The sequence below is a fragment of the Flavobacterium sp. genome, from assembly GCF_034111225.1.
GTDB lineage: Bacteria > Bacteroidota > Bacteroidia > Flavobacteriales > Flavobacteriaceae > Flavobacterium.
The window spans coordinates 130,939-156,667 of sequence record NZ_JAWUXR010000006.1; the positions used below are offsets into that span (position 1 = coordinate 130,939).

Genomic DNA, 25,729 nt, shown 5'->3' on the forward strand with positions numbered 1-25,729 from the left:
ATTTATAATATTGATTTACAGTATGTTAAAGTTTCCTAAAAGTAGACAATGTGTCCTCTAACTCCGTTAAAATCATCATATTGGAGCGTTGGCGCAGGGATTTTTATTGTGTTAAAAACTGAAAAAAGAGACTTTAAAAAATGGGATTTTGTTTCAATTTTCGTCAAATCAATATCAAAACTTAAATATAATTGACGATATGCTTCTTGATTATATCCATTTAATTGTGCTTCAGCATCTGTTCCGTAAAGCATATTTTCTGCTCCATATCCAAGCGCTATATTAAACCATTTTGGGATAAAATTTGCCTTTGTGAAAGAATGTAAATTAAATGACAACCAATATGTTTGTCCGTTATAATCTTTTAAAATTTGTTCTTGAAAAGAAGCTCCTAAAGTTTCAGGGCGAAAATTCGCTTTGCTCGTTTGATGAAATGAAAATTTAGGTGTAATTCTTTGTTCTTTCCAAATTAGCTCTTGCGAAACATATAATAATGTCCCTGATGAATTAGAAACTATATCTCCCCATGACGCTCCCCATTCTTGAGAAAAACCATCAAAAACCTCTACAACAGTTAGAAAACCAAAACCTAATGTAGAACCATAAAGCAATTGTTCTTTTCTTGACGCTCCACTCCATTGCAACATTTCACTTCCAAACCTACCCAAATGATAAGTAGAAAAAAAATGTCCGGCTTTATCCATTTGATTCCAATCATTATTATCATTTATAAAATGAAAATTAGTTTGCGGATAATCTTTATACCAAAGCTGATTCAACCCAATTAAGGCTGTTCCTAAAACAGAAGCTTCTCCAACATAGACAGAAGTTCTTCTTGAAGTATTTAAAGTATCAGAAGGCGTTAGAAAAGTGTTCAATTTTGATTGTGAATAGGAAGAAAAACCTACAAGTAATCCAACCAGTATCATTCTAGCCCTGATTGCAGCAACACCTTGTATAGCGTAAAGCAGGAAAATGGATAACTGATATGAAAGAAAATTTCGCTTCAAATGGTTATCGGTTGATTCCTAATTTATTTACCCAAGCAGCATATTTACGAGCATTTACTTGATGCTCCGAGTAATTAGAAGCAAAAGCATGATAACCTGGTTTATCTGGACTTGCACAGAAATAAATATAATCGTGTTTCTCTGCGTTTAGAACCGCATCGATAGCTGAAATATCAGGCATTGCAATAGGCCCGGGAGGCAAACCAGCATTCACATAGGTATTATAAGGCGATTTAATTCTCAAATCGTTATGATACACACGCTTAATAACTTGGTCAAAATCACCCGATTCTTTTTTCATGGCAAAAATTATCGTTGGATCGGCTTGCAAAGGCATTCCTGTTTTTAATCTGTTTAAATAAACACCTGCAACAGTTGCACGCTCATCAGCCTTTGCAGTTTCTTTATGAACAATTGAAGCTAAAACCGAAACTTCAATAGGTGTTAAGTTTTTTGCAGCCGCTTTTTCCAAACGCTCATGGTTCCAGAATTTCTTATATTCTTTAGCCATTTTATCAGCAAGCTTATTTGAATTCACATCCCAATAAAACTCATACGTATTTGGAATAAACATTGCTAAAATATTTTCTTCTGTAAATCCGTTCTCTTTTAAAAAAGGTGTGTTTGTAAAAGACACATATAATGCCACACTATCAGGTTCTAATTGAGAAGCCATTCTTTGCGCTAACTTTTCAAGACTTTCTTGATTATTGAATGCTACTTTAACAGGAGTATTTCTACGCATAGCTCTAACCATATCAAAACTAGTCATATTCTGAGTTAGTAAAAACTTTCCTGCTTTTACATTGGTATCATATTTTCTTTTACTTGCGACAAAATCAAACTTACCCATATCTTTTACAAAAGGCGCCAATTCTTGTTGCACCATTTCATAGGTGGCATTTGTAGGAATGTAAACAAAAACCTCTTTTTGGTTAAAAGTTGTGTTTGGTGTAAAGGCTTTATTGTAAACATAAGCTGTAACTCCACCTGCGATGAACAAACCTGCAACAGCAACACTCGTAAGTATTTTTTTAATTTTCAAGTGAATTAATTTTTAGTTGTTAATAATTGGTACAAAAATTCATCTTCAAAATTTCCGTTGATTTTATTCCAATCTTTTTTTACTCCTATTTTTTCGAATCCAAATTTAGAAAAAAGAGCGATACTAATTTCATTTTCCGATCCAATATTTGCAAATAATTGATGTAATTGTAATTGATTGAACGCGTAATCAATTAATAAAGACAAAGCTTCGGTTCCAATCCCTGCATTTCTATTAGAATCATTCATAATTACTATTCCAATTCCTGCTCTTTGATGCATGGGGTCAAATTCAAATAAATCAATTAAACCAATAGCTTCATTTGAATCATTTAAACAAATTGCCAATCGCAATTGTTTGGCTTCATAAATATCTTGATGCGCATTTTCAAGGTATTGACGAATTAAAAATTTACTATAAGGTGTTTGCGTATTACTTACATGCCAAATTGCTTCATTATTTTCTATTGCATAAACAAATTCTAAATCTTCAGGTTCTAGTGCACGTAAGTATATGTTTTCTCCTTTTAAAGTCATTATTTTCAATTTATTTTTCCTTCAAAAACAAAAGTTGCAGGACCTATTAGGTTAACATTGGTAAAAACACCATTATTTTCTTTGAAATTTACTACTAAGCTTCCGCCTTCAACATTTAGCTTTATATGATTTGAAGTAGTTTTTTTATTTACAAACATTGCAATTGCAACAGCAGTAACACCAGTTCCACAAGATAATGTTTCATCCTCTACTCCTCTTTCGTATGTTCGAACTACAAAAGTTTCATCGTTTAATTGAGATACAAAATTTACATTGGTTCCTGTTTTGCCATACAAACTTGAATAACGAATTTTAGCGCCTTCGTCCTTAATATTATAGTGCACTAAGTCTTCGACCATTTGAACATGATGTGGAGAACCTGTATTTAAAAAAGTATAGTTTTCTTTCACTTCAACAACATCAACATCCTTCATTTGAAGTGAAACTATATTATTCGAATCGATAGTGGCAAAATGATAACCATCTACAGCTTCAAACTCAGCTTTATTAGAAATCATACCCATTTGTTTAGCAAAAGCAACTAAACATCTTCCTCCATTACCACACATACTACTTTCATTACCATCTGAATTATAATACACCATGGTAAAATCATATTTATCATTATTTTCTAATAGAATAAGTCCATCTGCACCAACACCAAATCTTCTATCACAAAGTCTTTCAATTAGTTTTGTATCATTCTTGGGAAATACAAAAGTACGGTTATCAATCATGACAAAATCGTTCCCTGTGCCTTGGTATTTGTAAAATGTAAATTGCATATAATTAATTTCTTGTACAAAAATACAAATATTAATAAGATGTTAAACATTGTTAACCGAGCGTTAAAAAATTTTTATAAAAAAACAAATCTCTTTAAATTTACCTTAATTAAATTATTGAACTATGAAAAAATATACAGGATTATTATTTGTTTCTTTATTAAGTGGTGCAATAACGCTAGGCGCTTATAAAATTATATTTGAAAGCCAAAGCGATTCGTCATCTGTAACCTTAGCGCCAAATTACAGTAAAAACGTAAACTTAGGAGCAGAAAAAATTGACTTTACATCTGCTGCTGAAAGCACAGTACATAGTGTAGTACATGTAAAAAATGTAACCGTATCTAATGTTCCTCGAAACCCTATAATGGAATATTTCTATGGCTACCAAGGAAACAAGCAACAAACACAAATAGGAACAGGTTCTGGAGTAATTATTTCAGAAGATGGATATATCGTTACCAATAACCACGTAATTCAAAATGCAAGCGAATTAGAAATCACTTTAAACAACAATAAATCTTATAAAGCTAAACTTGTTGGCACTGATACCAAAATGGACATTGCCCTTTTAAAAATTGAATCAGATGAAAAATTACCTTATATCATTTTTGGTGATTCAGACGAAATTAAAGTTGGAGAATGGGTTTTGGCAGTAGGAAATCCATATAATTTAAATTCAACTGTAACTGCAGGAATTGTTTCGGCTAAAGCAAGAGACTTAAGTAATGAAGGGTTACAATCCTTTATACAAACAGATGCTGCTGTAAATCCAGGAAATAGTGGAGGTGCATTGGTTAACACAAGAGGAGAATTAGTAGGGATAAATACAATGATTTCTTCTCCTACAGGAAGTTATACTGGTTATTCATTTGCTGTTCCATCTAACATTACACGTAAACTAATTGAAGATTTAATACAATTTGGAAACGTACAAAGAGGCGTTTTAGGTGTGGAAGGCGGAGAATTAAACAGTAATGCTGCCAAAGAAATTGGAATTGACCAAACACAAGGATTTTACATTAATAAGGTGACTAAAAATTCAGGAGCTGAAAAAGCAGGAATAAAAAAAGGTGATATTATCACTGCTCTTGATGATAAAAAAGTAAATGGTTTCTCTGATTTAACTTCGTTTATAAATACAAAAAGACCAGATGAAATTGTAAACGTGAGTATTATTAGAGATGGAAATTTAAAAACAATTCCAGTAAAACTTACCAAAAAAGAACTTTTAGCATTTGAATATAACGGAATTGAACTTGAAGATATTGATACAAATGACAAAAAAGAGTTTAAAATTGACTATGGTGTAAAAATTAAAAACATTACAAACGAAAACTATTTAGATTACGCAAAAGAACTTGAAGGAAGTATTATCATGAGCATTGACGGAATGAAAGCTGAAAATATCGATAAAGTTTCTAGTTATTTAAATCGTAAAAAAGGCTCAAAAGCACAATATCAAATTATTACAAAAAATAAACAAATAGTACGCATCATAATGTAACCTACTTAATTTCAATTTTTAAACCACGTTAAAAGCGTGGTTTTTTTTATATTATATGTAAAAATAATTTCCCTATAAGGTTTGAAATCTTTATTTTTGCAGAATATAAACAACACCTTATACAATTACTTCATGAGTAACAACAATTTATACGAAAAAGAACTTGCTTTCCAAGCTGACAGACGTAAAGCCTGCGTTGAGTTCATTAAAATTATTAGTGATTTATGGTACGATAAATCAATTGAATTAATTTTATTTAGAAATCAACTTATCGACAGAAATGTAAGTGACATCATTAATTTGCATGAATATGCAGGTGAATTTGTTCAAAAACCAATCAATATTTTTGATTCGGTAGAAATTGCTCAAGCAATTATTAGTTTAGATTTACCTCCTTCTAGATTAGACATTGGTAAATTAACTTACGAATATCATTTAGAAGACAATAAATACAATGATGCAACTGCATTTGTATTAGACAAGTTGAAGAAAGCAAAAGACTATACTGACATCAAACCAAAAGATGTAGTCTTATATGGCTTTGGAAGAATTGGTCGTTTATTAGCTCGTGAAATGATGAGTAAAATGGGTAAAGGACAACAAATGCGTCTAAGAGCAATTGTAACAAGAGATAAAAGTGATGCAATTTTATTAGAGAAAAGAGCTTCATTATTACGTTATGATTCTGTCCATGGTGACTTTCAAGGTTCAGTAATTGCTGATCCAGAAAATAATGCATTAATTATCAATGGAACAACTGTTCACATTATTACAGCTAACTCACCAGAAGAAATTGACTATACAACATATGGTATTGAAGATGCTTTAGTTATTGATAACACAGGTGCATTTACAACTGAAGAAGCTTTGAAACGTCATTTAACATCTAAAGGTGTTGATAAGGTTTTATTAACTGCTCCAGGAAAAGGTGTTCCAAATATTGTATACGGTGTAAATCATACAGAATACAATCCAGATGAAGTTTCTATTTTTTCGGCAGCTTCATGTACAACAAATGCAATTACTCCTGTTTTAAAAGCTGTTGAAGATACTTTAGGTGTTGTTAAAGGACATTTAGAGACAATTCACGCATATACAAATGACCAAAACTTAGTAGATAACATGCACAAAAAATACCGTCGTGGTAGAGCTGCAGGTTTAAATATGGTTATTACAGAAACTGGTGCTGGAAGTGCTGTTGCAAAAGCATTACCTAGCTTAGCTGGTAAATTAACTTCAAATGCAATTCGTGTTCCTGTTCCAAATGGCTCATTAGTTGTATTAAATTTAGAAGTTACCAAAAAAACTACGGTTGAAGAACTAAACGACATCATGAGAAAGTACGCTCTTGAAGGAGATTTAGTTGAGCAAATTAAATATTCACTAAACAATGAGTTAGTATCTTCAGATATTGTTGGAACTTCTGCTCCATCTATTTTTGATAGTAATGCTACAATTGTTTCTGCTGACGGAAATAACATCGTAATGTATATTTGGTATGATAACGAATATGGTTACAGCCATCAAGTTATTCGTTTAGCTAAATATATTTCTAAAGTAAGAAGATACACTTACTATTAGTAAGGTAGAAATATTCCAAATAAAAAAAGCGCTTCAATATTGAAGCGCTTTTTTTATTTAATTAATCCGTTTAAAACATCTCTTATTTCATTAGATTCCCAGTTAATTGGCTCAAAATTATCCATAATAATCCTTCCTTTTCTTGAAACTATTAGTGACCTAAAATTCTTGTCTTGAGGCTCAAATTTAAATGGAGGCCTGCTTAGGCTATAACAAACAGGGAAAAAATAATCATTTTCTTTTAAATAATTTCTAACTTTTAATTGATCATCCTCTACAATTACAAGAAACTCAATTTTAGTTTTATATTCTTCGTAAATTGTGTTAAACAGTTCTATTTCTTTTTGACTATCTTCATTAGATAATGAAAGATACTTTACTACAATAACATTATCTCTCTTAATAACAGTATTAAAACTCGTACCTTCTATTCCAATTAAATTCCAATTGTAATCTTTTAATACTTGTTGTTCTTCAAATGAAACAAAACTTGGCTTTTTAAAATTTGTATTATTTTCTTTATTAAAAAACAAAACTGCAAGAATTAAAAACACACCCAAACTTGCAAATAATATAACTTTCTTCTTCATTTTTTTATTCAAAATTACAAAAAACAATTAAAACAAAAATTTATATTGAACATTTACCACAATTCCTCTAGTTAATCCATCAGGCCTAACCTCTCTTACTAAAAGGGGTCCACCTAAACTAAATTCTAAAGATTTTTTATCAGATAATTTATAATTGAAATATAAATTTGCATTTAAAGTTAAACCAGCAGAACCATCTATACTTGTTTCAATATTACTTAAGTCAGTATATTTATCTTCTGCAATATGGTAAATTGGAAGTAAACTCGGGCTAAAGGTAAAACGGTCATTAATCTGATAGTTATAAACTGCTCTAAATAACAAATCTCCTGCTCTTTTATAATTATTTGTTGAAGAAAAACGACTGTTTGGCGGAGCAATAAACTCGTTTTTATTTTGAGTTAATGGTTGTTGGTAACCTAAAACAAAATTAAATTTATTCACTCTTTTTGAAACCCCTAAAATAACATCAAAAGTCCCAAGACTTGGTTGAAAGTCCATAGGCAAGGGAGCTCCATTTTCTTTTAAATTACCATCCGTAAAAGGAATTTTAAATCCAATAGTTCCAGTTAAACCTTCATTTAATCTAATGTTTGACGAAATAATTGCGTCAGATAATGCAGAAGAGGAGACCTCACTAGTAAACTGATTAAAATAAGTTAGTTTTAAATCTACATTTACATTATTTAAAATTTTTCTATTGTATGCTATATAAGAACCAAAAATATTTATATTTTCATATGATATTCCATAATTGACACCTATTTTAATCGCATTCTTATAAATTATAGAATCATTTTCATGTGATTTCATGTTGTCAACTGTACAAATACCAGCATCACTACAACCTTGTGAGTACATTTCGAAAAAAGGAATAAACATCAAAACAATCAATAACTTCTTCATAGCTAATTTTTTATAGTTTAAATACAAAATTACAATAGCCTCATGAAAAAAATTGTTAGACTACTAACATTAAGCTTTGTTTAAAACTATTTCTTTCCGTTCAAATGACAAATATTTTTCATTTTGCAATTCATTCAATAGAATATTTAATGTAGGTCGAGATGTACCAATTAAAGTTGCAATTTCTTTTTGAGTATAAGGATGACGAATAATTACATCCCCAGAAATTTGATTAGTATAACCAAAATCTTCAGCTAATTCTTTTAGATATTCTTTCAATCGTGTTTTAGTATCTTTAAACAAAAGCAATTGAAGTCTTCTTTCAAGTTTCTTGAATCGAAAACCAATAAATTTGTAAATCTTTAGACTAAATTCTTTGTTATCCCGAAGAAGATCAATCATTTCTGGAGTCGTAATTGGGCAAACAGATGTATCTTTATCTATTGCTTGTGCGAATTCATTTCGGATTTCTTGTCCTAAAATAGCTTTTTCACCAAAAATCTCTCCTTTAGATAAAATTGCAGTAATAATCTCATCTCCTTCTTCCGTAATGTAACCAATTTTTACTTTACCTGAGTTTACCAAAAAAACTTTATCCGCAGCATCTTCTTCAAAATAGATATAGTCATTCTTTTTGTATTCATTAAAATCGTGGCCACCTTTGTAACCTTTAAATTTATGTGGACAAAGAATGTTAAACAGATTTACATCTTCAAAAAACCAAAGTGAATTCATAAGCATCTTTATTTATTCCAAAGTTAATGAAACTTAGATATAAAAAAAACGCCCAAGAGTACTTGAGCGCTTTTTATAAAATTCTTAACTATAAATTACGCTTTACCTGCAGCAATTAAATTTAAAGCAGAACCTGCTTTGAACCATTCAATCTGCCCATCGTTATAAGTATGGTTAGCCATAATTACATCTTTAGAACCATCTGCATGAGCAAACTCTAACGATAATGGTTTACCTGGAGCAAATGAAGTTAAATCTAAGAAATTGATTGTATCATCTTCTTGAATTTTATCATAATCTGCTTCGTTAGCGAACGTTAAACCTAACATACCCTGTTTTTTAAGGTTTGTTTCGTGAATACGTGCAAACGATTTTACTAAAACAGCAGTAACACCTAAGAAACGAGGCTCCATTGCAGCATGCTCACGAGAAGAACCTTCACCGTAATTATGATCTCCTACAACAACTGAATCAATTCCAGCAGCTTTGTAAGCTCTTGCAACAGCAGGAACCGTATCAAAACCACCTGTTAATTGATTTTTAACTTTATTAGTTGCTTGACCAAATGCATTAACAGCACCTATCAACATATTATTTGAAATATTATCTAAATGTCCACGGAAACGTAACCATGGTCCTGCCATAGAAATATGATCTGTAGTACATTTTCCAAATGCTTTTATTAACAATTTAGCACCAGTAATATTTTTACCGTTCCATGGTTTAAATGGTTCTAGTAATTGTAATCTATCCGATGTTGGAGAAACTGCTACTTTAATTCCACTACCATCTTCAGCTGGAGCTTGAAATCCTGCATCTTCAACATCAAATCCTCTTTTAGGTAATTCATCACCATAAGGAGTTTTCAACATTACTTTTTCACCTTTATCGTTGATTAAAGCATCTGTTAAAGGATTGAAATCTAATCTTCCAGCAATTGCTAAAGCAGCAACCATTTCTGGAGAAGTTACAAAAGCATGCGTATTTGGGTTACCATCTGCACGTTTTGAGAAGTTTCTGTTGAATGAATGAACGATTGTATTTTTTTCTTGTTTATCAGCACCTTCTCTATCCCATTGACCAATACATGGCCCACAAGCATTAGTGAATACTTTTGTACCCATTTTTTCAAAGTCTGCTATAATTCCGTCTCTTTCGATAGTGAATCTAATTTGTTCTGAACCAGGGTTGATACCGAATTCAGCTTTTGGAGTAATTCCGTGCTCAACAGCTTGTCTAACAATAGACGCAGCTCTTGACATATCTTCGTAAGAAGAGTTTGTACATGAACCAATTAATCCCCATTCTACTTTTAACGGCCAACCATTAGCAGCAGCTTCTTCTTTCATTTTAGAAACTGGCGTTCCTCTATCTGGAGTAAAAGGTCCGTTGATATGTGGCTCTAATTCTGATAAGTTAATTTCAATAACTTGATCAAAATAAGTTTCTGGATTAGCGTATACTGCTGCATCTGCAGTTAAATAATCTGCAACTTTATCAGCAGCATTTACAACATCTTGACGACCTGTAGCAGCTAAATATCTTCTCATTGAATCATCGTAACCAAAAGTTGAAGTTGTTGCTCCAATTTCAGCACCCATGTTACAAATTGTTCCTTTTCCAGTACAAGACATTGAAGTTGCACCTTCACCAAAATATTCAACAATTGCTCCTGTTCCACCTTTTACAGTAAGAATATCAGCAACTTTAAGAATAACATCTTTTGGAGAAGTCCAACCAGATAATTTACCTGTTAATTTAACTCCAATTAATTTTGGAAATTTAAGTTCCCAACCCATTCCTGACATTACATCAACTGCATCGGCACCACCAACACCAATAGCTAGCATACCCAATCCACCTGCATTAACAGTATGTGAATCGGTACCAATCATCATTCCACCTGGGAATGCATAATTTTCTAAAACGATTTGGTGAATAATTCCTGAGCCTGGTTTCCAAAAACCAATTCCGTATTTATCTGAAACTGAAGAAAGAAAGTCAAAAACTTCTTTAGATTGATCATTTGCTAAAGCTAAATCAGATTTAGCTCCGTTTTTTGCTAAAATTAAGTGATCACAATGAACCGTTGTAGGAACAGCGACTGTCTTTTTATTAGCATGCATAAACTGTAACAATGCCATTTGAGCAGTTGCATCTTGACAAGCAACTCTATCTGGAGCGAAATCTACATAGTCAGCACCTCTTTTAAAAGATTGTGAAGGTTTCCCTTCCCAAAGATGAGAATATAAAATCTTTTCAGACAATGTAAGTGGACGGCCAACTAGCTCACGAGCTTTATCAACTCTTTCAGCCATATTAGCATACACTTCTTCAATCATTTTAATATCAAAAGCCATATCAATTTATTTATTTTATTAGTATCTTTTTTTTGTATGTGCTACAAATTTAATAAATCTTAACGAGATTTAAAAATTTATAATAAAAGTAAAGATTCGAAGAATTATTATTTATAAACATTCTATTTTAATGAAGATACTTCAACAAAATGCTGAAAAAATAAACTTTATTGAATAATTCGTAATTTGAATAATTAATATTATTAATATCTCAAAAATAGGGTTTAAAATCTATCATTTTAACAATTTAAGTGATTTTTAACAATCACTTATCCCTTAAATCCATCATAGGTTTTTCATAAAAACGATACAACAAATAAGACGACACAATGGTGATAAACATATAACTAGCAATTATTATAGCATTTGAAAAATCAACATCTAAGCTACTTATAAGATATTTCAGAAGTACAGTAATGATACTATAGTGAAGTAAATACATACTGTATGAAATTTTACTTATCAATTGAATAGGTTTTCCAAAAACGGTTTTAGAAGAGCTCCAATAAACAAATAAAGGTAATGCTAAAAAGATAGTAAACGAAGTAAGTGTAAAATAAAACACCTTATAATACAACGGTGTAGCCACGATATCAAAACCTAGAACATTCATTATTACAAATTGAAACACAAACAAATGCAACGAAATGATAAACAAATACACTTTATAATTCTGTAACATTTCTTTATAAAACATATGCAACCAAGCCGTTACGAAACCAAACAAAATGCTATCAATTCTATAAACTGTTAACGATTTTAGATTTGAATTCCATGTTGTCATATCGGAAAAAGCATTTTCTAAATAAACAAAATATCGTAAAAGATGAAAAAACAAAATCAACACTAAAACAGTAACAATAAATGACGCCTTTTTATTCTTTTTAAAAAAAATCCAAGTAAGAAATAAAATAAACGGAACAAATAAATAAGTCCATTCTTCTATAGATAAACTCCACGATTCGGTAAAAAAATTGATTTTATACTCTGTGAAATTTTGGAAGAAAATGAAATAAGCAGCCCAACCATCAATTGAATAGCCAAAAACTAGAGCAACTATAATATTTAGTATTAAAACTAAATAATAGTTAGGTAATGTCCTGAACCATCTTCTTTTAAGGAAAACAAAAATCTCTTTAAATGTAAATGCTTCGCTTATGTATTTTTTCAATAAAATAGTTCCAATTAAAAATCCGCTCAAGACAAAAAACAACTCTACACCAAAAAAACCAAACAATCCACTAACCGAAACTAATAAAGGATTTGAGCTATCTATTAAGTAATACACATGCGAAAAAACAACCATTAATATTGCAGTTGCTCTAACAACATCTAGTCCAAAAATTCGTTGATTATGTTGTATATCTGTATTCATTTTACCTACTTTTGTGAATATCAAACTATTAATTTTGAGAAATTCAAAGATATATAAATATTTAGGCTTCACTTTTATTCTTTCAAGTCTTTTTGGGATTACAACCTATAATTTACTTTCCAACAGACATAAAGCAATTATCAAAACAAGTTTAGTTCACAAACTTGGCCTGGTTGACAATAATTGGTTGGTTGAAAACGATGCTAAGGAATACAAAATGCTTTCACCCACATTTATAATTGATGCTATTTATAAATCAATGGAAGGTCCGAAATCTTCTCGCTACATTCAACTGAGTCAAAATAATGAAATGCTTTGGATTACAGGGTTTGACGTTAAAGCATTAGATGCAAAAACAAATGAAGTACTTAGTAATGATTTCATTTGTCATATGAATGTTGATTTAAACGACATTAGTTATTATGGAAATTGGGATTTAAATGATAGAATTGGCAAACAATATCCTAGATTAACTTCATTATCAAATGGTTTTGTGAGTTTTGATTTTCCAAAAGGCTACGGTGTTCCCATAAAAGGAAACGAACATTTATTTATCACAACACAAGCTTTAAACCATAATCAAAAACCTGTTTTTAAAAAAATAAAGCATTTAGTTACCGTTAAAAACGAGAAATACAACGGAACTCAAAAACCTTTAATGAGTAAAACGGTTTTTATTCAATTACCTTATAACAAACAAGATCCTTTTAAAATGCCGCTTGACCCAGCAAGTAACCAATGCATTCCTGTGGAAACCAAAAACCACAGTTATGAAGATGCAAACGGAAACATGCTTTCTGGCCATTGGGTTATTCCCAAAGGAAAAAACAGTTATAGAAGCTCCATAAATGCGCAATTACAATTAAAAGACAGTTTGCGTTTGCATTTTTCCGCAATTCATGTGCATCCATTTACCACTTCAATTGCTTTATACGATAAAACTACGAAGCAAAATGTATTTAAAAGTGCTGTTTCTAATTATACTGATAAAATTGGCTTAATAGAAGTTGAACCCTTTTCTTCGGTAGAAGGTGTTTGGCTTTATGAAGACCATGAATATGAATTGGTTTTAGATGTAAACAATACTTCAACAATTGACCAAGATATGATGGGAAGTATGTTTTTGTTTTTTTATGATAAAGAGTTGGATGGAAAACTTAGGAAGTAGATTATTTATTAAAAATCTATTGTAAAAATTGAAGTGTTTATTAAAATGACATTGTTCTCATTTATTTTAAAGGCGTAACGTAAAAATTTTCTATGATTCCCTCTATACTCAACCAATACTATAAAAGAATCACAAACAACATTTGAAAACCTTACAATTAATTTTTTTCGTCCTTTATCACTACTTTTTTTCAATTCTCTATTTTTTGAAATACTAGCCGTTAATAATTCATTTTTACATTGTTCCAAAATACAATAACTATCTATTTCTTTAGGAAGTAACATTTCACATAGTGAATTATGTCTTAAATCCACTTTTACCTTTCCGTTTACATTATAATCAGAACAATATTCCAAAAACTCATTAGATTTCTTTATAATCTCAATTGATAAATTATACTTATCATTATGTTCATTCTGAGCAAAAGATGACATAAAATTTAAAACAAATAAAAATACAAAATATTTCATGTAATTTACTTCCTCGAGGATTGGTTAAAACAGCTTCTTAATAATGTCATCTTCCGAAATACCTTCAGCGTCTGCTTTGTAATTTTTTATGATACGATGGCGTAAAATTCCAGTTGCTACTGATTGCACATCTTCTATATCTGGAGAAAACTTACCATTTAAAGCCGCTTGTGTCTTTGCTGCTAAAATAAGGTTTTGGGAAGCTCTTGGCCCTGCTCCCCAATCGATATAGGTTTTCACAAATTCAGTTGCTAAAACATTATCTGGACGCGTTTTACTCACTAAAGTCACCGCATATTCAATTACATTATCAGCAACTGGTATTTTTCGAATTACATTTTGAAAATCAATAATTTCTTGCGCTGTAAATAATGCATTTACTTGTGGATTATGAATTGAAGTAGTTGCTTTTACCACATCTACTTCTTCTTGAAAAGAAGGGTATTCTAATTTTACGGCAAACATAAAACGGTCTAACTGTGCTTCTGGCAAAGGGTAAGTTCCTTCTTGCTCAATAGGGTTTTGTGTTGCCAATACAAAATATGGTAAATCTAATTTATAATGATGACCTGCAACTGTTACTGATCTTTCTTGCATTGCTTCTAATAAAGCGGCTTGCGTTTTTGGTGGTGTACGATTGATTTCATCTGCCAAAATAATATTGGAGAAAATTGGCCCTTTTATAAATTTAAACTGTCGGTTTTCATCTAAAATCTCACTTCCTAATATATCTGAAGGCATTAAATCGGGTGTAAACTGAATACGTTTAAAGTTTAGCCCTAAAACTTGTGATATTGTATTTACCATAAGTGTCTTGGCTAACCCTGGAACTCCAATTAATAAGGCATGTCCACCAGCAAATACGCTCAGTATAATTTGGTTTATTACTTCATCTTGCCCTACAATGACTTTTGCAATTTCTTGCTTTAACTCTTTTTGTTTTTGTACTAATTGTTGAATAGTTGCAACGTCAGACATATTTGTATTGGAATTTAAAATATTAGAACCACTAAAATAAGAAAAAAAAGCATAAAAAAAGCCCTTCAACATGAAGGGCTTTAAAATTATTTTTGAATTATTTTTTTAACCAGTTGTTTGTGAAATTACAATCTTTATAATCAGCATTAATGCTAATATAAGTTTCGTTAATTTTTTCTTCAGTCCATTTTGCAATGGCTTTGATTTTTTTATCTGTTAAAGCTAAATCTTTAACTTTTAAATAATCGTTAGCAAAGTCTGCAGTATGTTCTTCTGTTTTATTATTTACTGTAATGATTTTATAGAACTTATTTCCACCTCTTTCATCTTCTAAAATTGGATTAGAAACTTGACCGACTTTAAAATTAGAAATTTGACTGTATAATGCAGGATCCATTTTTGTTAGATCGAAACGTGGCTCCATTGTTCTAGGGTTTAATAAAACCCCTCCATTGTTTCTTGTTTCTTTTTGATCTGATGAAGATTTTGCAGCATCTGCAAAAGTAATTTCTCCACTTATAATTTTAGCTCTTATTTCTTCGATTTTTGTTTTGGCTTGAGCCATAGCTAGTGAAGTAACTTTAGGATTAACTAAAATATGTCTTAATTCTACTTCTTGACCTTTAATTTTTTCTACCAAAATAATGTGGTAACCAAATTCTGTTTCAAATGGCTCTGAAATTTCACCTTCAGCTAAACTAAATGCAACATCTTTAAATTCTTTTACAAATGCTGTTTTTCTATTCATCTTATAGAATCCTCCATTTGAACTTGATCCTGGATCTTCCGAAAACAGAACTGCTTTACTGAAAAAACTAGAACCTTCAAGTACTTCTTTCTTTATATTTTTCAATTTATCAATTGCAGCTTGTTTTTCTTCTTGCGAAACTACAGGCTTAACTACAATTTGAGCAACTTCAACTTCAGCTCCAAAAACTGGCATTTCGTCTTTTGGAATTTCTTTGAAGAAATTTCTAACTTCTTCTGGAGTAATTTGAACCTCATCTACAATTTTATTTTGCATTTGAGTAGTCAATTTATTTTGCTTGATAATATCGAAAAAGTAATTTTTAAATTCATCTTCGTTTTTCTTTCTATAAAATTTAATAACTTTATCTAACGAACCTACTTGCTCAACCATTGCGTCAATTTGCTGATTCATGTAACCATAAACTTCTTCATCAGTTATAACAATACTATCTTGAATAGCATGATGAGCATATAATTTATCTTCTAATTGCTTTCCAAATAATTCACAACGAGAAATGTTTTTCACATCTACACCTTGTGCTTTAAGTTGAATGAATTCTAAATCTATATCAGAATCTAAAACCACATAATCTCCAATAACAGCAACTACTCCGTCAATTTTTACTTTTTTACCTTGACCTAATATTACTGACGTACTTAATAATAAAGTAAGAGCTAAAATGCTTTTATTTATAAATTTCATATTTGTTATTTTTAATCGCATCATTTGTTATTTCCTTTTCTATTGTTTTAACTAATTCTAATTTTCTTTTATTTATAATGACCTGCTTTATAGTTGGCTTCAAAAACTGCAAAGGTGTTGCTTCATTTTTAGACAACACATTATTAACTTTAACTAACCAAACCGTCGTAGAATCTGGATATTGAAAATCTATTCCTGAAACAATATATTTATCTTTGTTATTAACATTAATAAATGGTAGTTTTTCATAAACCTGATTGATATCAACCCACATAGAGTCATTAAATGCATAACTCTTAAACTGTATGGCTAGTTCCTGAAGGTCTTTTTTATCTTTTTTTGTAAAGGAACTAAACTTTGTTCTAATTTTATCAAACTTTTGATTTTCTTTAACTAAATTAATATAACGAAGTTTAATTAATTCTGAAGAGTTCTTAAAATATTGTTTGTTTGAATCATAATAAGAGTTTATTTGAGCTTCTGTAACAATTGTATCAATTTGTTGCTTAACTAATTCCTCTAAATACCCCTTTGTATATAAATCTATTTTATATTGATTTATTAAATCTGTAAACCCGTCCATTTGACTATCTGAAAGGTTATATTCAGCAGCATTATAAAGTATTTTTTGAGTAGCCCATCTACCAATATATGATTTTACAATTGCAATACTGTCATTTTTGGAAGTGCCTTTAGGAACTAAATCGGCTATATCACTTTTATACAAATACATATCACCTACCCTCGCGATAGCTTCAGGTTCTTGTGGCTTTTTAAAATAACTACAAGAAGAAACAACTAGAATAAGCACTAAATATTGTAGGGCTTTAATCATTATTTTAAAATTTGATTTTTAACCATTTCAAAAACCTTTTGATTTACGTTGACTTTAAATTCTTTTTTCAAATCGTCAACCCAATTATTTTCTAAATATTGCTGGTAATCACTAATTACTTTACCTCTACATTCATCAATAGTTTTTTCTTGAGTTGGCTTAACTTCTTTTACTTTTAAAACAAAATAGTAATTCCCTTTTTTAACTATTGAAGTAGCGCCTTGTTGTAGGTTTTTATATTCAGATAATATGTCATAATTTTCTTCAAATAATCCAGATTTAACCATAACATTAATGGCTCCATTTTTATTTAATTTTGATTTAATATAATCTATAGATTTATTTTTTTCTAAATATGATTTTGCTTTACCTATAACCTTTTCATCCGTTGAAGAATATACATCTATATCATATCTGTTATTCCACATATAATTTTTAGAATTGTTTTTAAAATATGCGTTTAAACCAATAGTATCTGTTTTAGCTCTTTCCCAAATTTCTTTCTCCATTAAATCAAAAAGCAACAAACCGTCTCTATATTCCTCTACAATATTTTTGAATTCTACGAATTCATTTTCTAAATTATCATCATAATATTTAATCAGTTGATCATCCATCCACTTTTCAAATAAGTGATCTATAAGTGCATTTATTGGTTTAATCTTAATGTTTGACTTTTGTTGACTAAAAATGTAATTTATAAAAGAAGGCGAATACAATTTTTTATCTTTATTAAGAACAACTAATTCCCCACTTAATTCTTTTTTATTTTCTGGCATCTCCCAAGTTTGAGAATAAAAATCATCCGTAACAGATTTTTTTATTTTCAAAAACAATTTTCCGTTTTTAGTAAAAGAGTACTTCTTTCTTAGCTTTGCAGCCAATGAATTTGTAATCAACAAAGACCTTTCATCTTTTCTTACTTTACTTTCTAATTCAGTTCTCATTTCCTGAATAGATTGAACAGGATGCTTTTCAATCAACTTTACAATATGCCAACCAAACTGAGACTGGAAAGGTTTAGAAACCTCGTTTTTATCATTAAGACTGAATGCAATTTCTTCAAATTTTTCAGAAGCTAACTGACCTGAACCGAAACGTTGTAGAACTCCTCCTTTACCAGAAGTTGATTTATCTTCAGAAAATTGATTTGCTAAACTTTCAAAATTTTCTCCTTGTTTTATTTTTTGATAAATCTCCTCAATAGTTTGTTTTGTTTTTTCTTGTAATGCAGCATCAGGAGTCGATGGCTTTACAATCATTATATGAGCAACTGTAACTTCACCTCTGTTTTTTCTAGCATCTGTAACTTTAACTATATGGTAACCAAATTTTGTTCTAAATGGTGCCGAAAAATCTCCTACGCTAGTATTAAAAGCAGCGTTTTCAAATGGGTAAACCATTCTAAATGCAGAGAAATAACCTAAGTTTCCTTTATTTTCTTTTACTGAAGGATCTTCAGAATATTGATCAGCAATTTCTTCAAAGTTTTTACCTTCTTTAAGTAATTGCTGTACTTTTACAACTTTATTATATGCTCTTAAAGTGTCTTCTGGAGAAGCACTTTCATCAACTAAAATTAAAATATGAGATGCTTTAACTTCTTTATTAATTCTTTCGTAAGCCTCTTCAACTAACTCATTTGTAACTTTAGAATCGTTAATGTAATTTTTCGCTAATTGTCCTCTATAAGACATAAGCTCATTTTGATATCTTACATTATAATGCAATCCTAATTTATAAGCCTTTTGCACCTTCAATTTATAACCAACAAAAAGCTCTAGGTATTTATCTAGATCTTTTTGGGAGTCATCTTTAACTAAATCTAAATTTTTATTATACACCCTAATAAACTCATCAGAATAATATGATGTACTATCTATAGTAAATAAAGCTTTTTTTTCTTGCGAAAAACCATTTTGAATAAAAGTAACAAGTACTAAAAATTGAAATAAATATCTCATGGAATATCATTTTTAATTTGCAATCAACAAAAATAACAATTCCTATGTATATAGCAAGTTTCTAAATAGGATTAACAAAATTTTATTTTTCGATTTAAAACACATAAGTAGTATTACGTTTTAGATATTTAAATTAATACATTAATTTTGCACTCTATAAAAAAAACAAAATGGGATTTAAAGAAGAAATTGCTAAAAGAAGAACTTTTGGAATCATATCACATCCAGATGCTGGAAAAACAACTCTAACAGAAAAATTATTATTATTTGGAGGTGCCATTCAAGAAGCTGGAGCTGTAAAAAGCAATAAGATTAAGAAAGGTGCCACTTCCGATTTCATGGAAATTGAAAGACAAAGAGGGATATCTGTAGCAACTTCTGTTTTAGCCTTCATTTACAAAGACAAGAAGATTAACATTCTTGACACCCCAGGTCATAAAGATTTTGCCGAAGACACTTTTAGAACTCTTACTGCTGTTGACAGTGTAATTGTTGTTATAGATGTTGCAAAAGGTGTTGAAGAGCAAACTGAAAAACTTGTTGAAGTTTGTAGAATGAGAAAAATTCCAATTATCGTTTTCATTAACAAATTAGACCGTGAAGGTAAAGACGCATTTGATTTATTAGATGAAGTAGAGCAAAAACTTGGACTTACAGTTACACCACTAAGTTTCCCTATAGGAATGGGTTATGATTTTAAGGGAATTTATAACATTTGGGAGAAAAACATCAATCTGTTTTCTGGAGACAGTAGAAAAGATATCGAAGAAACGATTGCCTTTTCAGACATAAATAATCCTGAACTTGACGGTATTATTGGAGAAAAACCAGCTAAAAGATTAAGAGAAGAATTAGAATTAATTGATGAAGTTTACCCAGCTTTTGATAGAGATGAATATTTATCAGGTCAGCTTCAACCAGTATTTTTTGGTTCGGCTTTAAATAATTTTGGAGTTAGAGAATTATTAGATTGTTTTATTGAAATTGCACCTACACCAAGACCTAAAGAATCAGACACTAGACTTGTAAACCCTAATGAAGAAGAATTTAGTGGTTTTGTATTTAAAATACATGCCAATATGGACCCTAAACACAGAGATAGGTTAGCGTTTATTAAAATTGTTTCAGGTACATTTGAAAGAAACAAACCCTACCTGCATGTAAGAAATGGCAAGAATATGAAATTTTCAAGTCCGAATGCTTTTTTTGCTGAAAAGAAAGAGATTGTTGATATTTCGTATCCAGGAGACATTGTTGGACTTCACGATACAGGTAATTTTAAAATTGGAGACACCTTAACTGAAGGTGAAAAAATGAACTACAAAGGAATACCTAGTTTTTCTCCCGAACATTTTAGATATATCAATAATTCCGATCCATTAAAATCAAAACAATTAGAAAAAGGGATTGATCAATTAATGGACGAAGGTGTTGCCCAGTTGTTTACATTAGAAATGAATAACCGTAAAATTATCGGAACCGTTGGAGCATTACAATATGAGGTAATTCAGTATCGTTTAGAGCATGAATATGGCGCTAAGTGTAGCTATGAAAATTTTCCTGCTTATAAAGCGTGCTGGGTAAAACCAGACGATCCTAAAAATGAAGAGTTCATGGAGTTTAAAAGGATTAAACAAAAATTTCTTGGAACTGATAAATACGGACAATTAGTGTTTTTGGCTGATAGTGAATTTTCAATACAAATGACTAAACAAAAATACCCAAGTGTTAAGTTATTTTATACTTCAGATTTTCATATTTCATAATTTTTTAGTATAATTGCAAAGCAATAGCCCCCTATTTAACCAAAAAACAAAACAAAAAATGAAATTTGCTAATTCTAAATTTTTAGCAACTGTTATGATGGCTTTTATAAGCTTTCTTAGTGTTGCTCAACCTATTGACCCACCAGCTGACGATGACCCACCGCCAGCTCCAATTAACACAAAACTAATTTGGCTTATGATTATTGGCATTGCTTTTATGTTCTACTTTTTCAAAAACAGAGCAGCTTTTAATCAACAAGCAAATTAATTATATAAAAAAAGTCCTGTAACCTACAGGACTTTTTTTATATAATTGTTTTTTTTTAAATAGAACTTCTTCTTCTTTCTCTTGCCAACAATGTGTTTTTCAACAACATGGCAATAGTCATTGGTCCTACTCCACCAGGAACAGGAGTAATATAAGACGCTTTCTTAGAAACATTTTCAAAATCAACATCACCTGTTATTTTATATCCTTTTTCTGTTGTTTCATCTGGAACTCTTGTAATTCCAACATCAATAATAACAGCATCGTCTTTTATCATTTCGGCTTTTAAATAATTAGGAACACCTAATGCAGTAATAATAATATCTGCCTGACTTGTTATTTGATTAATATTTTTAGTGTGACTGTGCGTTAAAGTAACTGTAGAATTTCCTGGAAAACCTTTTCTTCCCATTAAAATACTCATAGGCCTACCTACAATATGACTTCTTCCAATAACTACCGTTTGCTTTCCTTTTGTTTCAACGTTATATCGTTCTAAAAGTTCAAGAATACCAAAAGGAGTTGCAGGAATAAATGTACTCATATCTAAAGCCATTTTTCCGAAATTTTCAGGATGAAAACCATCTACATCTTTACTTGGATCTACAGCCATTAGTACTTTTTGAGTATCAATTTGATCTGGCAATGGTAATTGAACAATAAAGCCGTCAATATCATCATTTTCATTTAATTCCTTAATTTTCTTAAGCAATTCAGTTTCTGAAGTTGTACTCGGCATTTTAACTAAAGTGGAATCAAAACCCACTCTTTCACAGGCTTTTACTTTACTACCTACGTAAGTTAAACTTGCACCATCATTCCCTACAATTAAAGCTGCCAAATGCGGAACCTTTTCCCCTTTAGCTTTCATAGCATCTACTTCAGCTTTAATTTCGTTTTTAATATCTTCCGAAACTTTTTTACCGTCTAATAAAATCATTGTTGTGTAGTTGTGTGTTGTTTATTAAAAAAATAAGACGCAAAAATTTGCGTCTTATATATTATTTCATGCCTTTCATGCCTTGCATCATGCGCATCATGTTTTTTCCGCCACCACCTTGCATCATCTTCATCATTTTACCCATTTGATCAAACTGTTTCATTAACTGATTAATTTGCTCAACATTAGTACCTGAACCTTTTGCAATCCTCGCTTTACGTTTAACATCAATTACTGAAGGCTTAGTTCTTTCTAAAGGTGTCATTGAATGTATTATTGCTTCAATATGTTTAAATGCATCATCTTCTATCTCTACATCTTTCATTGCTTTTCCAACTCCAGGTATCATTCCGACAAGGTCTTTCATGTTACCCATTTTTTTAATTTGTTGAATTTGTGTTAAGAAATCATCAAAACCAAACTCGTTTTTAGCAATTTTCTTTTGTAATTTTCTTGCTTCTTCTTCATCATATTGCTCTTGAGCTCTTTCGACCAAAGACACAACATCTCCCATACCAAGGATTCGCTCTGCCATACGATTTGGATAGAAAACATCAATCGCATCCATTTTTTCACCCGTACCAATAAACTTAATAGGTTTATCAACTACCGATTTAATTGAAATTGCAGCTCCACCTCTAGTATCACCATCTAACTTCGTTAAGATAACTCCGTCAAAATTTAATTTATCATTAAAAGCTTTTGCAGTATTTACAGCATCTTGACCTGTCATTGCATCCACAACAAACAATGTTTCTTGAGGTTGAATTGCTTTATGAACTTCAGCAATTTCATTCATCATTTGCTCGTCTATAGCTAAACGACCAGCTGTATCCACAATTACAACATTAAACCCATTTGCCTTAGCATGTTTAATTGCATTTTGAGCAATTTCAACTGGATTTTTATTCTCTGTTTCTGAGTATACTTCAACACCTATTTGATCTCCTACAACATGTAACTGATTTATAGCTGCTGGACGATAGATATCACAGGCTACTAATAAAACCTTTTTATTTTTCTTTGTATTAAGGAAGTTAGCTAATTTACCTGAGAAGGTAGTTTTACCTGAACCTTGTAAACCAGACATTAAAATAACTGATGGATTCCCTGAAAGATTAATTCCTTCAACATCTCCTCCCATTAATTCTGTCAGTTCATCTTTTACTATTTTAACTAATAATTGACCGGGCTGTAAAGTTGTCAATACATTTTGACCAATAGCTTTCTCTTTTACTCTAGTTGTAAAATCTTTTGCTATTTTGAAGTTAACATCGGCATCTAATAATGCGCGACGAACTTCTTTCAAAGTATCTGCAACATTAACATCAGTAATTTTACCGTGTCCCTTTAATACATGAAACGCTTTATCTAATTTATCAGTTAAATTATCAAACATAATGGATTGTGATTTTAATAAGATGCAAATTTAATAATTTGATTTTTAAGAATGATATAAAAACAAAAAAATCCACTAAAAAGTGGATTTAATTTTATATTAAAATAAAGAAGACTACTCCTCTTTTTTTGCTTCTGCTTTTTTTGAAGAACAACAAGATGCTTTTGCTTCAGTTCCGCAAGATTTTTTCTCTCCTTCTGCAGACTTTTGCATTGATGCAACTTCTTTTTTATCAGCTGAACAACATGCCTTTTCAGTTTTAGCAACTTCTTTCTTTTTTTGAGTTTGAGCAGTAGCATCTACTGAAAACATAAATGCAGCTATTGCTAATATTGTGATTACTTTTTTCATGGTTATAAAATTTTAAATTATTATTATAAAAACTTGTGCAACAAATATATACAAATATTTGAATTACAAAATTAAGATTATTATTTTTTTATGATTTTTTTAGATGTGTAAAACTTATGGTCAAAAACAAAAGTTAAAACAACAATATTTGTTTTTGCTTCTTCTAGGTTAAAGATCATCTCATTAATTCCTGTTTTTAATCCTTCAATAGTTCCTTCAGATAAAATTTTACCATCAACACTTGACATAATATATTCTAATTCCGCTTCATAAGGTATCGAAAATTGAACATTTACAGCATCATTAATTGCAGGATTTGGATATACTGAAAAACTAAACGGATTTGAACCATCTATTAAATCATGACTTAATGTAGGATTATAAACCAATTTTACTTCATATATAGTTGGATCAGCATTTGTAAGGTTTGTTTGATTATCAGTAAATGCAGAAGCTGAAGAACTTTGTATACCTCCAAAAATATGACCAATAACAAATTCAGTTGCAGTTATCTCAGAAAGTTTAATTACTTCGTTAGAATAATGAGGCAGACTTTCATTTGAAATAAACTCTGCGCCAGAGCCTTTTAAATTAGGCATTTCAACAGGTAATTGATACTCTGTCAAAGAACCATTAGCAGCTCTTTTCGTTCTGCTAATTGTTTTAACGAAAGGAACTGTATTATCTTGAACTAAAGCCCCGCCATTGTAATAGTACTGACTCATTCCTCCAAAAAACAAATTATGCATATTGTTATTCGTAGCGTCATATAAACTTGCTTTTCCAGAATGATAATTACTTAAATATTGATTAAAACTTGTTTGCGGAAAGTAACCTCCCGTTTTAATATCAACTGGATACAAAAAAGGTAAATCAGCGCTAATTTGAAACACACCTGAAGAAATAGTATAGCCTAATTCTCCGTTAGGAAAAACTTGTGGCAATAAGTTATAATCCCTTCTATGTAGGTGAACAGCATCAGTAATAGTTGTATAATTATTAATTGACAATTGAGTTCCTGAATTATCAATTTCAAACTTTCGAATTGAATTTGAATAAGTTTGAGTAAATGAAGCTCCATTCATTGGATTATATCGTCCGTCAAAACGATGACCTCCAATTAAATAAAATTCATTACCAATTTTTCCTAACTGCCCTCCTGTTATTGCAAAATTAGTACTTGTAATTTGTTTAAAATGACTTGAAATTGCCGTTTCATTTATTACAGCTGAAATCAAACCCGAAACATCTATAGATGTTAATTTATCAAATGTAATATGATCGTTTGCAGAAGTAGCAAAAGCATAACCACCAATTATATATAAAGTATTGCCATCTTGATAAAAATTCATATTCGTTGATTGCAATTGTTCTTTCAACCCTATTGCTAATGAATTTACAGAAGCAGTCCAAGTTTGCTGTGTAGTAATATCAACTACGTAAATATTGGTGTTATTTTGACTTCCAGGAAAAGCATTAAAAGGCTGTCGTGCATGCATTCCATCTTTTCGACCTCCAATTATAAGCCACTTTCCATTATGTTGACCAAATGCATAAGAGTGTAATCCTGGCAACCCTGTTATAGTAACAGGTGTTAACACAACATTATAAGGAAAGTCGTTTTGTCCTTGCATTAGTTGAAAAAAACTAAAGACAAGAAAAACTAAAAAATTTTTCATTTTGTTGTAAGTTAAGTTGACTGCGTAA

The 25,729-nt window shown here is 30.5% G+C and carries 23 protein-coding genes; 5 read left to right on the forward strand and 18 right to left on the reverse strand.

The features are described 5' to 3' along the window. Window positions 1–35: 35 nt before the first annotated feature. From UXY25_RS02625 to dapF, 4 genes are all read right to left on the reverse strand, one after another. On the reverse strand, window positions 36–929 hold the full coding sequence (locus UXY25_RS02625) for a DUF2279 domain-containing protein (RefSeq protein ID WP_320814446.1): 894 nt from the start codon (window positions 927–929) through the stop codon (window positions 36–38). Window positions 930–1,014: 85 nt separating this feature from the next. After that, on the reverse strand, window positions 1,015–2,055 hold the full coding sequence (mltG, locus tag UXY25_RS02630) for an endolytic transglycosylase MltG (protein ID WP_320814447.1): 1,041 nt from the start codon (window positions 2,053–2,055) through the stop codon (window positions 1,015–1,017). 5 nt (window positions 2,056–2,060) lie between these two features. Then, complete coding sequence (locus tag UXY25_RS02635; protein WP_320814660.1) at window positions 2,061–2,594, reverse strand: GNAT family protein; 534 nt, start codon at window positions 2,592–2,594, stop codon at window positions 2,061–2,063. 2 nt (window positions 2,595–2,596) lie between these two features. After that, window positions 2,597–3,376 (reverse strand): diaminopimelate epimerase, encoded by a 780-nt coding sequence (gene dapF / locus UXY25_RS02640; protein WP_320814448.1) that lies wholly within the window; start codon window positions 3,374–3,376, stop codon window positions 2,597–2,599. Window positions 3,377–3,500: 124 nt separating this feature from the next. On the opposite strand from dapF, the gene UXY25_RS02645 reads away from it, so the two are divergent. Further along, window positions 3,501–4,883: a S1C family serine protease gene (locus tag UXY25_RS02645; protein WP_320814449.1), complete on the forward strand. Its 1,383-nt coding sequence runs from the start codon at window positions 3,501–3,503 to the stop codon at window positions 4,881–4,883. 132 nt (window positions 4,884–5,015) lie between these two features. Continuing rightward, entirely contained in the window at window positions 5,016–6,464 is a 1,449-nt protein-coding gene (locus tag UXY25_RS02650; RefSeq protein ID WP_320814450.1) for a glyceraldehyde-3-phosphate dehydrogenase, read from the forward strand. Window positions 6,465–6,517: 53 nt separating this feature from the next. Here UXY25_RS02650 and UXY25_RS02655 read toward each other — a convergent pair whose 3' ends face one another. From UXY25_RS02655 to UXY25_RS02675, 5 genes are all read right to left on the reverse strand, one after another. Beyond that, window positions 6,518–7,054, reverse strand: a complete 537-nt coding sequence (locus UXY25_RS02655; protein ID WP_320814451.1) for a hypothetical protein — start codon at window positions 7,052–7,054, stop codon at window positions 6,518–6,520. Between the two features lie 27 nt (window positions 7,055–7,081). After that, window positions 7,082–7,960: a hypothetical protein gene (locus UXY25_RS02660; RefSeq protein WP_320814452.1), complete on the reverse strand. Its 879-nt coding sequence runs from the start codon at window positions 7,958–7,960 to the stop codon at window positions 7,082–7,084. 69 nt (window positions 7,961–8,029) lie between these two features. Further along, entirely contained in the window at window positions 8,030–8,695 is a 666-nt protein-coding gene (locus tag UXY25_RS02665; protein WP_320814453.1) for a Crp/Fnr family transcriptional regulator, read from the reverse strand. A gap of 95 nt (window positions 8,696–8,790) precedes the next feature. Then, entirely contained in the window at window positions 8,791–11,055 is a 2,265-nt protein-coding gene (locus tag UXY25_RS02670; protein WP_320814454.1) for an aconitate hydratase, read from the reverse strand. A gap of 265 nt (window positions 11,056–11,320) precedes the next feature. Further along, window positions 11,321–12,430 (reverse strand): acyltransferase, encoded by a 1,110-nt coding sequence (locus tag UXY25_RS02675; protein WP_320814455.1) that lies wholly within the window; start codon window positions 12,428–12,430, stop codon window positions 11,321–11,323. A gap of 34 nt (window positions 12,431–12,464) precedes the next feature. Here UXY25_RS02675 and UXY25_RS02680 point away from each other — a divergent pair, with 34 nt between their 5' ends. Continuing rightward, window positions 12,465–13,598, forward strand: a complete 1,134-nt coding sequence (locus UXY25_RS02680) for a hypothetical protein (RefSeq protein ID WP_320814456.1) — start codon at window positions 12,465–12,467, stop codon at window positions 13,596–13,598. A gap of 8 nt (window positions 13,599–13,606) precedes the next feature. Here UXY25_RS02680 and UXY25_RS02685 read toward each other — a convergent pair whose 3' ends face one another. The 5 genes from UXY25_RS02685 to UXY25_RS02705 all read right to left on the reverse strand — a co-directional run bounded on the left by UXY25_RS02685 (window position 13,607) and on the right by UXY25_RS02705 (window position 19,298). Next, window positions 13,607–14,032 carry a hypothetical protein gene (locus UXY25_RS02685; RefSeq protein WP_320814457.1) on the reverse strand — a complete coding sequence of 142 codons (426 nt, stop codon included), beginning with the start codon at window positions 14,030–14,032 and terminating at the stop codon, window positions 13,607–13,609. Between the two features lie 60 nt (window positions 14,033–14,092). After that, the gene (locus UXY25_RS02690; protein WP_320814458.1) at window positions 14,093–15,046 is read right to left on the reverse strand and encodes a MoxR family ATPase; all 954 of its coding nucleotides are present in this window, start codon (window positions 15,044–15,046) and stop codon (window positions 14,093–14,095) included. A gap of 97 nt (window positions 15,047–15,143) precedes the next feature. After that, the gene (locus tag UXY25_RS02695; RefSeq protein ID WP_320814459.1) at window positions 15,144–16,499 is read right to left on the reverse strand and encodes a peptidylprolyl isomerase; all 1,356 of its coding nucleotides are present in this window, start codon (window positions 16,497–16,499) and stop codon (window positions 15,144–15,146) included. After that, window positions 16,483–17,334, reverse strand: a complete 852-nt coding sequence (locus UXY25_RS02700; RefSeq protein ID WP_320814460.1) for a hypothetical protein — start codon at window positions 17,332–17,334, stop codon at window positions 16,483–16,485. Before UXY25_RS02700 ends, UXY25_RS02695 begins: the two co-directional genes overlap by 17 nt. Beyond that, window positions 17,334–19,298, reverse strand: a complete 1,965-nt coding sequence (locus UXY25_RS02705; RefSeq protein ID WP_320814461.1) for a peptidylprolyl isomerase — start codon at window positions 19,296–19,298, stop codon at window positions 17,334–17,336. The genes UXY25_RS02700 and UXY25_RS02705 overlap by 1 nt, the downstream gene beginning before the upstream one ends. A 170-nt stretch (window positions 19,299–19,468) precedes the next feature. Here UXY25_RS02705 and UXY25_RS02710 point away from each other — a divergent pair, with 170 nt between their 5' ends. Together UXY25_RS02710 and UXY25_RS02715 are read left to right on the forward strand one after the other, a co-directional pair. Continuing rightward, window positions 19,469–21,064, forward strand: a complete 1,596-nt coding sequence (locus tag UXY25_RS02710) for a peptide chain release factor 3 (RefSeq protein WP_320814462.1) — start codon at window positions 19,469–19,471, stop codon at window positions 21,062–21,064. Window positions 21,065–21,122: 58 nt separating this feature from the next. Then, entirely contained in the window at window positions 21,123–21,332 is a 210-nt protein-coding gene (locus UXY25_RS02715; protein ID WP_320814463.1) for a hypothetical protein, read from the forward strand. Window positions 21,333–21,387: 55 nt separating this feature from the next. Here UXY25_RS02715 and UXY25_RS02720 read toward each other — a convergent pair whose 3' ends face one another. The 4 genes from UXY25_RS02720 to UXY25_RS02735 all read right to left on the reverse strand — a co-directional run bounded on the left by UXY25_RS02720 (window position 21,388) and on the right by UXY25_RS02735 (window position 25,701). Further along, window positions 21,388–22,272 (reverse strand): bifunctional 5,10-methylenetetrahydrofolate dehydrogenase/5,10-methenyltetrahydrofolate cyclohydrolase, encoded by an 885-nt coding sequence (locus tag UXY25_RS02720; RefSeq protein WP_320814464.1) that lies wholly within the window; start codon window positions 22,270–22,272, stop codon window positions 21,388–21,390. 61 nt (window positions 22,273–22,333) lie between these two features. Further along, window positions 22,334–23,671, reverse strand: coding sequence for a signal recognition particle protein (ffh, locus tag UXY25_RS02725; RefSeq protein ID WP_320814465.1), 1,338 nt, complete (start codon window positions 23,669–23,671; stop codon window positions 22,334–22,336). A 114-nt stretch (window positions 23,672–23,785) separates the two neighbouring features. Then, a complete protein-coding gene (locus UXY25_RS02730) occupies window positions 23,786–24,022 on the reverse strand; it encodes a hypothetical protein (RefSeq protein ID WP_320814466.1) in 237 nt (78 codons plus the stop codon). 80 nt (window positions 24,023–24,102) lie between these two features. Continuing rightward, window positions 24,103–25,701 carry a hypothetical protein gene (locus UXY25_RS02735; protein ID WP_320814467.1) on the reverse strand — a complete coding sequence of 533 codons (1,599 nt, stop codon included), beginning with the start codon at window positions 25,699–25,701 and terminating at the stop codon, window positions 24,103–24,105. Window positions 25,702–25,729 lie beyond the last annotated feature (28 nt).